Here is a 12712-nt window from a genome sequence, read left to right as displayed (position 1 = left end):
AAGAATAGTATTCAAAAAAGGACTGTGCAAAATAGTCTCTTAATTAGAAAAACTTCCATGTGAATTTCTAAAAACTCACATGGAAGCCTTTTTGGTCTTAAAAAAAACATTGATACTAGTTTTCTGATATTCAATATTATTAGTTTGAGAATATGATTTTAATTTTTGGTTTTTTTGCTTGTTTGAATTAGGAGATACTTTCGGATTCCAGCATATTGGTCAAAATTATGATGTCATAGATCATCCTTAGTTTGCGACTGTTAAGAGGAATAAAAATTTATTCTATGACTGAATTTATAGGATTTAAAAAAATAAGTGCTTAATTGATACTAAACAGTTAAACTAAAGCCAAGCACTTGTATTATCATAAATAGTGCTTAATTTTTTTAAAGTGCTTAAAAAGAGGACGAATTGTGACTAAATCAGTAGATAAAATATTTGAGTTAATACAGGAAAAATATGTAAATGACTGGGTTGATACTAAGAGTATTGCTGATGCAGCGGGATTAAGCCGAAATGTTATTAGTATTTATCTGTCGCAATTATATAAAGAAGGTAAACTTAGTAAAAAGAATGGTAGACCAGTTTTATGGAAAATTGCAAAAAATAATACTCCATTCCAAAATTTGATTGGTCATTCTGGCAGTTTAAGAGATATTGTTAAAAAATGTCGAGAATCCATCGTTTACCCTCCAAAGGGTTTTCCTTTGATTATTACTGGGCCTAGTGGTGTGGGGAAAAGTTTTTTAGCCAAAAATATCTATAATGAAGCGAAAAGAATGAAAGTTATCGACGAAGATGCAAAATTTGTGACACTCAATGCGGCTGATTATGCCAATAATCCGGAGTTACTTTCTTCAGTATTGTTTGGATATAAAAAGGGAGCCTTCACCGGTGCCAATGAGGATACATTAGGATTAATTGATCAAGCTGATAATGGATACTTCTTTTTAGACGAAGTACATAGACTGCCAAAGGAGAGTCAAGAAAAGTTATTCTCCCTACTAGATTTAGGTGAGTTTTATCCTTTAGGTGAGAATGAAAATGCTCATAAAGTAAATGTGCGTTTTATCTTTGCTACGACAGAGAACCTAGACAATTTTCTATTAAAGACTTTTGTTAGAAGAGTTCCACTACATGTATCTTTACCAGCATTCAAAGATCGTCCACTTACGGAGAGATTGGCATTGATTACCAATGCTTTTAAAGAAGAAGCCAAACGAATTGATCGACGGTTTTATGTTTCTAATAAAGTAATTGAAGGTTTAACGAAGAATAATGCATCAGGTAATATTGGAGCCATGGAGAATCAAGTTAAACTATTGTGTGCTTCGGCCTATACCGAGAATTCTCAGGATAAAGAAATCTATATAGGTTCTAAGTCAGATGGTAAAGGTAACTATTTAGTTATTGATAAAGAATCTGATATAAATGATCGGACTACAGATATCGATAATGAAACGAATTTAATTGATGAACTACATAGGGCCTTGAAAGAGTCGACTTCTAAAAAGGATACAATTTTCAATCAGATATTATTATTGATGAAATTTTTAAGAAAGCTTAATTACTTAATGGATGAAAATCTGGTTAAGTCTATTAAATACAAATTGAAAAAGGGAATTAGCACTACTTTATCAAAAAGGTATGGAATCAAATTACAATTATCCGATGCAGATATTGAACAGATTAGTTTTGGCTTGTCGTTATATTACTTTACAGACTATAGAAAAATCAATATGTCAGAACTTAATAATGACTTTGAAGAACTTTATCCACGAACAATGTACGTTTATAAACAACTATTAAGTCAGATTAGTGATGATAAAAGCTTTAAGGAATTTAATATACCTTGGTTAGTATTGTTGTTTAAAGATAAAATTCAGCAGATTGAGAGTATCCAATATACAGGTATTATTTTGGCACATGGAGATAGCACGGCTACAAGTATTCAGAGTGTTGTTAATAACTTGTGTGGCAATTATATTTTTGAAGCATTTGATATGCCAATTGATGTCTCCATTCGTGAAATTAACAATTATGTACAGAAGTACATTAGACAGCAGAAAGATCATGATCATAAGGGAATCTTCGTACTGTTTGATATGGGTTCATTAACGCAAATGTTTTCGGAAATTAAAAAGTATTCTAATTGTGAATTATTAGTTATTAATAATGTCACAACAGCAACAGCTCTTGACGTTGGAATAAGGATTCAGCGTAACGATGGATTTAAAGAAGTTACGCAGGCAGCCAATAAATTTGGTCAGGCATGTGGTACTCAATATTATGAGGGGCTTTCCGATAAATCTAATATCGTAGTTTCTTGTATGTCTGGAGTTGGTCTGTCTGAAGAAATTAAAAGAATGATGTTGGAAAGCTTATCTAATAAATTTGAAATCATAACTATGGATTATAAGGATCTGAAACAGACTTTAGAGAATCACAAGCAAAAATTTTTTGATAAAACTAAATTTGTGGTGACTACAACTGATATAGATACTAATTTAGATATCGATATTATCAATATATATGACATCATGGAAAAGGATGGTTATGCTAAATTTGAAAAATTATTACTTAACTCTGGTGAACAAAAACCTAATATTGAATCCTTGATGAATAAGATGCTGAAGTTCTTTACAATAGAAGGAATTAAAGACCGTTTACAATTTCTTAATCCGGATGTTGTTATTGATGAAGTTCAACTCATTACCCAAAGATATCAAGAATACTATGATATCTCCTTAGATGGTAAAACCAAATTGAATCTTTATATGCATTTGTCATTAATGATTGAACGAATGCTGGTAAATTCCCATAAACAGGAGAATCCAAGTGTTTCATTTGAAGGAGATAAGGAAAAGGAATTCTATTCAGTTTCTAAGACAATATTTAAAGGAATTGAATTAAAATACAATTTTGAAGTTAACGATTACGAGATATCGTTGATGTATCAACTCCTACATTTTTATATATAAGTAAAATAAGTGCTTAACTTTTGTTAAGCACTTATTTTTTTTATGATTCAAAAGCTTAATTTAAAGCTATTTATAAAAGTTGGCATGAAACTTGCTTATATAAAAGTGAGGAGGAAAAAATAAATGAAAAAGATAGTTGTTGCTTCACATGGCAGTATGGCTGAAGGTATGAAGAACACAATTGAGCTCTTTGCCGGGCACAATGATAATGTTAGTTATATTTCAGCTTATACAAAAAAGAATGATGATTTAAACGAAACAATTGATAAATTATTCGATACGTTTACAGATGATGATAAAGTAATTATTTTTACAGATTTAATGGGTGGTAGTGTTAATCAACGATTAACTGTTAAGGCACAAGATAATAAGAACATTTTTATTGTTTATGGTTTTAACTTGCCGGTGGTAATTGAGGCTATCCTCTCAAAAGAGGATGTGAATTCCACATATATTAAGAAACTTATAGAAGTCGGCAGAAGTAGTTTAGGAACTGTCGAATTAAATGATGATAATAATGATTCAAAAAATGATAATGAAGATTTTTTCAATTAGGAGGAAATAATAATGATTAGAATTATGAGAGTTGACGAAAGATTAATTCATGGACAAATTGCAATGGTTTGGTCAAGGGAAATGAGCATTGATGGCATTGTTGTCGCTAATGATGCAACTGCCGCTAATGAAACTCAACAAATGGCTTTGAAAATGGCTGTACCATCTGGAATCAAAGTAATTATTAAAACTGTCGACAGTGCTATTGAGTTATTAAACGACCCTCGTGCCCAAAATATGAAATTATTTGTTCTAGTGAGAACAGTTGGGGATGCTGAAAAATTGGCAGAAAAAGTTTCAGATATTCAATACGTCAATTTAGGAAATGTTGGTAAGGCATCAACAGATCCTAAGACAACATTAACTCAGTTTGTAATGTTGACTAAGCCAGAAATCGAGTCGCTGAAGAAATTGGTTGAAATTTATCCCGAAACAGCATTACAAAATTTGCCAACAGATAAAAAAGAAAAAGCTACTGATTTCATTCAAAAAATGAATCTATAAGATGAGGAGAAGTAAAAATGTATGAAGCATTCGCAGTTGCCATAGTTGTATTCTTAACCGTTGGTGGTCAAGAATTATTAGGTTTTTCAATGTTAGGAAGACCAATCGTCATTGGGCCACTGGTCGGTTTATTATTGGGAGATGTAAAAACTGGTTTGATGATTGGTGCATCTCTAGAAACTATTTTTATGGGTATCGTTAATATCGGTGGTGCCAGTGCTGCCGAACCAGGACTTGCCAGTGCTCTAGCCGTTGCCTTTGCCATTATGATGCATGGTGGTTTAGGAGTCGCTCTACCACTTGCAATTCCTTTAGGTATTATTGGATTACAAATTAAGACTTTGATTTATGTTGCTGTCGTTGGTCCTTTCGCAAGTAAATTTGATAGTATGGCCGAAAAGGGCAATCAAAAGGGAATCGTCAGGTTGCACTTTGGCTTGTGGACTTTGCAATGGTTCCTTTACTCACTAATTCCATTCTTCGCAATGCTTTTTGGCTCAGAAGCAACACAAAAGGTATTAAAAATGATTCCTAATATTATTGTTCATGGATTAACAGTCGCTGGTAATGTTTTACCTGCAGTTGGTATGGCGATGTTGATGAAGATTCTTTGGGATAAGAACATTTCAGCTTTCTATTTCTTAGGATTCTTGATCGTTGCATATTTGAAGATGCCACTTATTGCCGTAGCTGTTATGGGAACAATTATCGCTATCTTAGTAGCGCAAAGAGATTATCAATTACATGGTCTTGAAGGAAAAGTATCCGCAAAACCTGTTGCCTCAGCTACAACAAACAATGAGACAAAAGATGAACAAGAAAATGATGATTTCTTTAGTTAATAATTATTAGGAGAAGAATATTATGAGTAAATTATCGAAAAATATGTCGAAAGACGAAAAGAAGTTAATGAGACAAATGTATTGGCGTTCATTTACTTTGTATTCAGCTGTTACTCCAGCTAAGCAAGGTGCGTCAGGATTTGAATATTCAATGTTGCCATTCATTAATAAATTCTACAAAAAAGAAGAAGACAAAAAAGAAGCTATGATTCGTCAGATGTCATATTTCAATACGAATCTAGCCATGGCACCATTTGTTATGGGTGTTACAGCTTCTATGGAAAAACAGAATAGTGAAAGTGATGATTTCAACGCTGAATCTATTAACGCTATCAAAACCAGTTTGATGGGGCCACTAGCAGGTATTGGTGATTCAATCTTCTGGGGTGTTTTAAGGGTTATTGCTGCAGGTATTGCTATTAGTTTGGCTAAGAACGGTAATATCGCTGCACCAATTATTTTCTTATTGCTATTTAATATCCCTGTACAGTTGGTTCGTTGGTATGGCGGACAATTGGGTTATACTTTGGGATCAAATTATATCGGTGAATTGTATGAAAAAGGTTTGATCAATATTTTGACAAAGGCCGCAAGTATCGTTGGTTTAATGATGGTTGGAGCTATGACTAGTAACATGGTCAAATTTGATTTGAAGTGGAACATGGTTGTAGGCGGTAAGACAATTCTTAGATCGCAACAAATGTTAAATCAAATTTTCATTGGTATTTTACCATTATCAATTACGTTATTATGCTTCTGGTTATTAAAGAAAAAGAACGTTTCAATTAATTGGTTAATTTTAGGAACTATTGTTATTTCAATTCTATTAGCATTAGTAGGTGTTGTTTAATGAATGAAGAATGGTGGAAAAATGCGGTAATTTATCAGGTTTATCCCAAGAGTTTTTTAGACACTAATAACGATGGAATCGGTGATTTAAAAGGCATCGATACTAAACTGAATTATTTAAAAGAGCTAGGTGTAGATGCTTTATGGATTAGTCCTATATATTTATCTCCGCAAATTGATAACGGCTATGATATAGCTGACTATCGTAAGATTGATCCGATGTTTGGGAATAATAAGGACCTTGAACAGTTAATTAAAGATGCTCATAGGAAAAATATCAGAATTATTATGGACATGGTCGCTAATCATACGTCTGATAAATCAGTTTGGTTCGAAGAAAGTTGTAAATCTAAGAATAATTATTTCAGTGATTTTTACATTTGGAAAGATCCTAAATCGGATGGAAGCAAACCCAACAACTGGGGTTCAAACTTCGGTGGGTCAGCTTGGACTTATGATGATAATCGAAAACAATACTATTTGCATTATTATGGAAAGCAACAACCAGATTTGAATTGGGAAAATCCCAAGGTTAGACAGGTTATTTACGATGTTATGAGATATTGGAAAGCTCATGGTGTTGACGGATGGAGGATGGATGTGATCACCTCTATTTCTAAGAATCAAGAATTTCCTAACAATCCTAATCCACATCAGTTAAAATACGTTGTTGGAAATCAGAATAATGGACCAAGAATGCATGAGTTTATTCACGAAATGAATCAGGAAGTATTTAAACCATTTTCAATGATGAGTGTCGGTGAAGCTCCAGACAGTAAAAGTAAGGATGCCCGATTACTAGTTGAACCCGACCGCGAAGAACTGAATATGATTTTTACTTTTGAACACATGCATGTGGACCGTAAACCAGGCGATGTAAATGGTCGATGGGCAATTCAACCAGTTGATGTTGTCCAGCTTAAGAGAACTTTAGCCAATTGGCAGAATACTTTGGATGGACACGGTTGGAATGCGTTATATTTTGAAAATCATGACCGTGCAAGAACACCATCAAGGTGGGGTAATGATAAGAACTATCGTTATGAATCAGCCACGGCCTTTGCGACGATATTGCATGGATTAAAGGGAACACCTTTTGTTTATCAAGGCGAAGAAATAGGAATGACTAACCCTGAGTTTGAATTGAAAGATTACGAAGATATAGAGCTGAGAACTAATTATGACAAGCTAGTAAGGAAAGAGAAGACTATCAGTGAAGCTGATTTCTTAAAGGCTGCCAGAAAGATAAGCCGTGATAATGCTCGTACACCAATGCAATGGGATAGTAGTGAAAACGCCGGATTTACTAAAGGAGATCCATGGTTTAAATTAAATCCTAATTATAAAAATCTAAATGTTTCAAGGGATCTTAAATCTGATAAATCAGTCTTTAAGTATTACCAAAAATTGATTGAATTACGTCACAAAGAAAATATTTTAAAAGATGGTAAATTTAAATTATTATTGCCGGATGATAAAAGTATTTTTATTTACACTAGAACTTTGGGTGCTGACGAATGGGTAGTTGTAGCTAACTTGTCTGATAAACTTCAACAAGTGGATGTTTTATCCAAATATAGCGATTATAAAACTATCATAAGTAATTACGAGAGTGAAAAATTAAAAATACTGAGACCTTATGAGGCCAGAATTTTAAAGAAATAAAAAAGGATTGTGACAAAACAGACTCTTAATTAGAAAAGCTTCAATGTGAATTTCTAAAAACTCACATTGAAGCTTTTTGTTTCTAAAAAAGGCATCGTTACCAGCTTTCTGATATTCAGTTTTTGGTGTTTTTGTTTACTTGGATTTGGAGCTATTTTCGGGAAAAGTGCCTTATAATATAGAAAAAGCCAACAAATGAAATATAAAATTTCGTTTGTTGGCTTTTTCTTTTGAGGACTTGTGTCACAGCCTTCTTTTTCACTTAAATTTTCTATGGAATTAATAAATATAGTAAAGCACCAACGGCACCACCAGCTAATGGTCCGAAGATAGGAACCCAACTATATGCCCAATCGGATTTGCCCTTGTTAGCAATTGGCAAAATTTGATGAGCAATTCTTGGTCCAAGGTCTCGAGCTGGATTGATGGCGTATCCAGTAGTTCCACCAAGTGAAAAACCGATTGCTGTAATTAAAAGACCAACAACAATAGGATTTAGACCTTCAGTAAATTTACCGCGAGTAAATGCTAATAAAGCGAAAACTAAAACGAATGTACCAATAAATTCACTAATAAAGTTAAAGAGGTAATTTCTAATGGCAGGTCCAGTAGCAAAGACACCTAAAATTGCTTGTGGATCGTCAGTTTCTTCCCAGTGTGGATAGTAGTTGAGCCAAACAATAACAGCACCAACGATACCACCTAAAGTTTGAGCAATCATGTAAGGAATAACTGATGACCATGGGAAAACCCCAGCAATAGCCATTCCTAAAGTAACGGCGGGATTTAAATGTGCTGGACTTAAAAAGGCGGAACAATAAACCCCTAAAGTAACTGCTAATCCCCAACCGATGGCAATGGCAATCCAACCAGCACCTTCAGCTTTAGACTTTTTTAGACTTACAGCAGCAACAACACCGTCACCAAGTAGAATCAAAATCATGGTACCAATGAATTCGCCGACTAATTGTAACATCAAACTATCATGCATAAGTTTTCCTCCAGTTTCACAATGACCACGCTTACATTTGATATTATACATAGATAAAGTGGATAAAGCTATGTAATTTGATTGTGAAAGTATTGATAATTTATTATAGAATGTATGATATTAATTCATAGCTAATTTAAACTAGGAGTATAAAAATGAAAATCTATACAAGAACCGGTGATAAAGGAAAAACAAGGATTATTGGCAACGATATTCTTTATAAATCTGCTCCAAGAATAAATTCTTATGGCACAATCGATGAATTAAATTCATTGGTTGGAGTTGTTATTGCCAATTTGTCTACTAAAACTAGTGTCTTGAAAGATGAATTGGAAGAAATCCAACAATTGTTATTTGATTGTGGAACTGACTTGGCGATTTCTCCAACTGATAAGAAACATGAGTTTATTTTTAAGGATGAGAATGGTGCGGTTGATTGGTTAGAAAGAAAAATTGATGAATATTCAGACAAAGTACCAACAACTCAAAAATTTATTTTACCAGGTGGTTCAAAGACAGCCGCAAATTTGCATTTGGCTAGAACCGTTACTCGAAGAGCCGAAAGAGAAATTGTTTTATTGATGCAAAATGAACCAATTAATGAGGCTGTCTTGAAATTTATTAATCGTTTATCTGATTATTTTTTTGCCGCTGCCCGTTTCAGTAATGTTTTGGATGGAGTAGATGATATTCAATACCGTAATAGCAAACCTGTTTTTAGATAGGGTTACAAGAATGACCATATTTACTTTTAAAAGTGGGCATTTTTTATTATTAAAAACTGATATCCTTAAAGTGATCAAGCAAAGTTGAGGTAAATTTATGCGTAGCGAGAAAGAAAAAATGTTATCTGGGGATCTTTATATTGCTAATGATTCGGAATTGAGAAAAGATTTTTTCAGGGCTAAAGAATTAGTACGTACCTATAATCAAACCACTGAATATCAAGACAAACAACGACTTGAAATTATTCAAAAGCTATTCAAGAAGAGTGGTCAAGGAGTACATTTGGAGCCACCGTTTTATACAGATTATGGATGCAATACAGAAGTTGGCGATAACTTTTATACTAATTACGAATGTATTATCTTAGACATTGCTAATGTCAAAATTGGTAATAATGTTTTATTCGGACCACGAGTAGGTCTTTATACGGCGGGACATCCAATAGATGCAGTTGTTCGTAATGAGGCCTTGGAGTATGGTAAACCAATAACGATTGGCGATAATGTCTGGGTTGGAGGCAATGTGGTAGTTAATCCCGGTGTAACGATTGGTAATAATGTAGTTATCGGTTCGGGAGCCATTGTTACTAAAGATATCCCTGATAACGTGATTGCAGTTGGTAATCCTTGTCGAGTTTTAAGAAAAATAAATGCTGACGATAAAAAGTATTGGGAATTAGAAAAACAAAAATATTTTGAGAATTAAACGAGAAAAGGCATTCGGTCATTGACCGAATGCCTTATTTATTTTTATATAAATATCCAAATATGAAGATAGACAGATATATTAAAGTTCAAAAATTTCTTCTAAGTGTTTAATTACACCTTGTTGATTATTGTCAACTGTTTCAAAATCAGCGGTTTGATGAACAATAGGAGTGGCATTTTTCATAGCAACACCATGTCCAACATAACGGAGCATTTCTAAATCGTTACCGCCATCACCAAAGGCACACATCTCTTCGGGTTTAATATTCAATTTTTCTGAAAGATATTGAAGACCAGTAGCTTTATTAACATCGGCACGAATAACGTCAATATCACCGTGACCACTAGATACGATCGAAACTTCAGGTCCAATCAAATCGGCTAGTTTATCCATGTAAAATTCCGTTTCATCATTAGGACAATTAACAGAAAATTTGAGTATACCATCATCAATATCATTTAGATTATTAACGCTTTGAATTTCTGGAAAGTAGAATTTACTCATTTTAAAGAAATCAGCGTCAACATTTTTAGAGAGATAAGCTGACTTTTTGCCACACATAACAACTTTAATGGCAGGGAGTTTGTCAAGGACTTGAAGTGTCTTTTCTACTGTGCCTGTTTCAAAAGTGTCAGCTCGATAGACTTTTTGATGACTACCAATCAAAGCACCATTTTCAGCCACGAAGAGTGTTTCAGGGAAATCTTTAAAGAAATCTCTTAGTTGGTAATATTGATTACCACTGGCAGATACGAATTGAATATTATTTTTAAGCATATAATCATAAACGCGTTGAAAACGATTTTTGTCAAAGTGTTTAGCGTCGTTTAGAAATGTTCCGTCCATATCGGTTGCAACTAATTTTATTGTCATAGTAAATTCCTCTCGAATTTTAGTGAAAAACTTTGCGGTATTGGAATGGTGTGATTTTTTTCCATTTTTTGAAATTTCTTACAAAAGATTTGGTACTGGAAAAACCACAATCAATTGCAATTAAATCGATATTCTTAGTTGTATTTAGCAGTTCCTTTTGAGCGTTTAAAAGTCGAACAGTGGTGATATAACGGGTAATCGGCATTTGTACGGTTTGATTAAATTGGCGATTTAAAGCAGTAATAGAGATGTTAAGTTGTTTGGCCAAATTATTACTAGTTAAATCAGTCATATAATTGCTGTTGATTAATTTCAAGGCTTGATCAATAAAATTGTCATTAATTCTTGTTGAAGATTCAGAATCTTCATAAGAAAAATTTTCAATTAGGTTAGCTAAAACTAAGTAAACTTGACCTGTCAGTTCCAAAGTAATACCGCCGGTTCTTGGTTCCTGAAGAAGTTGAATCATCAGTTTGAGATGCTTTTCTAAATCTTGATAGGCTATTAATTCCTTAATAGAGTTAGGCCGACCATGCAAATTGAATTTGAGCTGATCAATTTTAGGATAGGCCTGTTGGAGAAATTCGTAGTCGATTATTAAACAAAATTCCGTAAGGGACTTTGTTGTATCCAATACTTCAGAATGAATATTTCTAGAATTAATAACCCAAATGTCACCCTTTTGGTAATGATAAGTTGAGTTATTGTCTTTACATTCAAGGTGATTATTCGATACTAGGAAACCTAATTCTATACTCTGATGCCAATGTGGAGCAACTGATTTTGATGAATTTTCATTGTGTAAGTAATATTTAAAGGGGAGCTTAGAATTGAGTTGGACTATTTCATGTTTGATGGTCAATAAAGTGAATTCCTCGTAGTAATGTGATTAGTTCTACATTGACGAAAATTGAGTATTAGCATATAGTTACATCCTTTTTAAACTTAGTTAATTAAGTTATGGACATTATACCAAAATTAAAAAGCGCTTTCAATTAATGATGATTTCTTTCAAAATGTTTTGTCGCCCAATTGTTGCTAGTCCGATTAAATAGTCATTTTCAAAGTTGCGTTTAAAGTCTAAACGATAGTTTTGAAATACAGGTAATCTTTTTTTGAGAGTTTGTTTAATTGTTTCTATTTGATTATCGGTTAATTTGATTTTTTCAGTATAAATGATGATCAGATTAGGATTAAGGAAACTAATGATATTTTGAGCGTATTGAATAATTTTTTCGACGGCATTTAAATCACTAGAAATGGTACTGTATTGCGCTTCACCGGTTAAACCATCGGCACCGTTTATCAATTGATTATTAATTACGATACCAATTCCTAATCCAAGGTAGTGGGGAAAATAAAGTCCTACGGCAATGTTTTGAGATTCATTTAATTCTCTAGCAGCACCATAAGTACTGGCGTTAGCATCATTGACGATTGTAGTGGAAATTCCAGTAACATTTTGAATCGTTTGGGATAGATTGATGCCTTGGAGATCTTTGATATCGCTGGTTTGTAAATACCCATCTAATGCTGCTCCAGGGAAGCCGATGATAATTCGATCAGGTTTATTTTCGCTGATTTCAGTTTTTATAAACTTGGTGAGTTGTTTGATTGAGGTTATTTCCTGATGACTTAGAGTTTTGAATCGAGCTTGACCTCTAAGATTAGTTAAATAGTAAATAGCCATCATTTTTTTGTCTATTTCAACTAGTTCGAGAACGCCTAATGATTTCGCATCGTAATTTATTTTATAAACTTTGGCCCTTCGGCCTTTGGTATTGAGAAAATCGTTAGTAATAATATTACTTTTGGAGTTAATGATGTCTAGCAATTTATTAATACTGACAATACTTAGTCCAGTTAAATTTGCTAATTCCTTGGCAGATAACTGTGAATGTTCATCCAATAAATTCAAAATGATTTGTAAATTTTGTTGTCGGGTGGATAGTTTGTTGTTCATATTTTAGAGTAAACTCCTTTGGATAGTATCAAGTTTGATAAAAATAATTATTGTG

The 12712-nt window shown here is 33.2% G+C and carries 12 protein-coding genes; 8 read left to right on the top strand and 4 right to left on the bottom strand.

The genetic code is table 11. From position 1 onward, the window contains the following. Positions 1–413: 413 nt before the first annotated feature. The 6 genes from LAB100_RS07010 to LAB100_RS06990 all read left to right on the top strand — a co-directional run bounded on the left by LAB100_RS07010 (position 414) and on the right by LAB100_RS06990 (position 7396). Entirely contained in the window at positions 414–2981 is a 2568-nt protein-coding gene (locus tag LAB100_RS07010) for a sigma 54-interacting transcriptional regulator (protein ID WP_119326484.1), read from the top strand. Between the two features lie 123 nt (positions 2982–3104). Next, positions 3105–3536, top strand: a complete 432-nt coding sequence (locus LAB100_RS11690) for a PTS sugar transporter subunit IIA (protein WP_246001290.1) — start codon at positions 3105–3107, stop codon at positions 3534–3536. Between the two features lie 12 nt (positions 3537–3548). Continuing rightward, positions 3549–4040 carry a PTS sugar transporter subunit IIB gene (locus LAB100_RS11685; RefSeq protein WP_246001289.1) on the top strand — a complete coding sequence of 164 codons (492 nt, stop codon included), beginning with the start codon at positions 3549–3551 and terminating at the stop codon, positions 4038–4040. A 17-nt stretch (positions 4041–4057) separates the two neighbouring features. Further along, the gene (locus tag LAB100_RS07000) at positions 4058–4882 is read left to right on the top strand and encodes a PTS mannose/fructose/sorbose/N-acetylgalactosamine transporter subunit IIC (RefSeq protein ID WP_119326483.1); all 825 of its coding nucleotides are present in this window, start codon (positions 4058–4060) and stop codon (positions 4880–4882) included. A gap of 22 nt (positions 4883–4904) precedes the next feature. Continuing rightward, positions 4905–5732, top strand: a complete 828-nt coding sequence (locus tag LAB100_RS06995; RefSeq protein WP_119326482.1) for a PTS system mannose/fructose/sorbose family transporter subunit IID — start codon at positions 4905–4907, stop codon at positions 5730–5732. Beyond that, a complete protein-coding gene (locus LAB100_RS06990; RefSeq protein ID WP_119326481.1) occupies positions 5732–7396 on the top strand; it encodes a glycoside hydrolase family 13 protein in 1665 nt (554 codons plus the stop codon). Before LAB100_RS06995 ends, LAB100_RS06990 begins: the two co-directional genes overlap by 1 nt. Before the next feature lie 271 nt (positions 7397–7667). On the opposite strand, the gene LAB100_RS06985 is transcribed toward LAB100_RS06990, so the two are convergent. Then, positions 7668–8387 (bottom strand): MIP/aquaporin family protein, encoded by a 720-nt coding sequence (locus tag LAB100_RS06985; RefSeq protein ID WP_119326480.1) that lies wholly within the window; start codon positions 8385–8387, stop codon positions 7668–7670. Positions 8388–8542: 155 nt separating this feature from the next. Between LAB100_RS06985 and LAB100_RS06980 the strand changes: the two genes are divergently transcribed. Continuing rightward, positions 8543–9112 carry a cob(I)yrinic acid a,c-diamide adenosyltransferase gene (locus LAB100_RS06980; protein ID WP_119326479.1) on the top strand — a complete coding sequence of 190 codons (570 nt, stop codon included), beginning with the start codon at positions 8543–8545 and terminating at the stop codon, positions 9110–9112. A 97-nt stretch (positions 9113–9209) separates the two neighbouring features. Continuing rightward, positions 9210–9818: a sugar O-acetyltransferase gene (locus LAB100_RS06975; protein WP_119326478.1), complete on the top strand. Its 609-nt coding sequence runs from the start codon at positions 9210–9212 to the stop codon at positions 9816–9818. An 81-nt stretch (positions 9819–9899) separates the two neighbouring features. On the opposite strand, the gene LAB100_RS06970 is transcribed toward LAB100_RS06975, so the two are convergent. The 3 genes from LAB100_RS06970 to LAB100_RS06960 all read right to left on the bottom strand — a co-directional run bounded on the left by LAB100_RS06970 (position 9900) and on the right by LAB100_RS06960 (position 12657). After that, entirely contained in the window at positions 9900–10694 is a 795-nt protein-coding gene (locus LAB100_RS06970) for a Cof-type HAD-IIB family hydrolase (RefSeq protein ID WP_119326477.1), read from the bottom strand. Between the two features lie 19 nt (positions 10695–10713). After that, the gene (locus LAB100_RS06965; RefSeq protein ID WP_119326476.1) at positions 10714–11556 is read right to left on the bottom strand and encodes an AraC family transcriptional regulator; all 843 of its coding nucleotides are present in this window, start codon (positions 11554–11556) and stop codon (positions 10714–10716) included. A 129-nt stretch (positions 11557–11685) separates the two neighbouring features. After that, a complete protein-coding gene (locus LAB100_RS06960) occupies positions 11686–12657 on the bottom strand; it encodes an ROK family protein (protein WP_119326475.1) in 972 nt (323 codons plus the stop codon). Positions 12658–12712: the final 55 nt, after the last annotated feature.

It is taken from the genome of Companilactobacillus musae (assembly GCF_003967595.1).
In the GTDB taxonomy this organism is placed as follows: Bacteria; Bacillota; Bacilli; order Lactobacillales; family Lactobacillaceae; genus Companilactobacillus; species Companilactobacillus musae.
Note: the sequence above shows the minus strand (reverse complement) of the source record. Positions and strands in the feature narration are given on the sequence as shown.

What these genes read in the sequence shown, in the direction of transcription:
- LAB100_RS06975 (WP_119326478.1), top strand. Translation starts at nt 9,210, where the DNA reads ATGCGTAGCGAGAAAGAAAAAATGTTATCTGGGGATCTTTATATTGCT.
- LAB100_RS06995 (WP_119326482.1), top strand. Translation starts at nt 4,905, where the DNA reads ATGAGTAAATTATCGAAAAATATGTCGAAAGACGAAAAGAAGTTAATG.
- LAB100_RS06960 (WP_119326475.1), bottom strand. Translation starts at nt 12,657, where the DNA reads ATGAACAACAAACTATCCACCCGACAACAAAATTTACAAATCATTTTG.
- LAB100_RS07000 (WP_119326483.1), top strand. Translation starts at nt 4,058, where the DNA reads ATGTATGAAGCATTCGCAGTTGCCATAGTTGTATTCTTAACCGTTGGT.
- LAB100_RS11685 (WP_246001289.1), top strand. Translation starts at nt 3,549, where the DNA reads ATGATTAGAATTATGAGAGTTGACGAAAGATTAATTCATGGACAAATT.
- LAB100_RS06990 (WP_119326481.1), top strand. Translation starts at nt 5,732, where the DNA reads ATGAATGAAGAATGGTGGAAAAATGCGGTAATTTATCAGGTTTATCCC.
- LAB100_RS06970 (WP_119326477.1), bottom strand. Translation starts at nt 10,694, where the DNA reads ATGACAATAAAATTAGTTGCAACCGATATGGACGGAACATTTCTAAAC.
- LAB100_RS11690 (WP_246001290.1), top strand. Translation starts at nt 3,105, where the DNA reads ATGAAAAAGATAGTTGTTGCTTCACATGGCAGTATGGCTGAAGGTATG.
- LAB100_RS06980 (WP_119326479.1), top strand. Translation starts at nt 8,543, where the DNA reads ATGAAAATCTATACAAGAACCGGTGATAAAGGAAAAACAAGGATTATT.
- LAB100_RS06985 (WP_119326480.1), bottom strand. Translation starts at nt 8,387, where the DNA reads ATGCATGATAGTTTGATGTTACAATTAGTCGGCGAATTCATTGGTACC.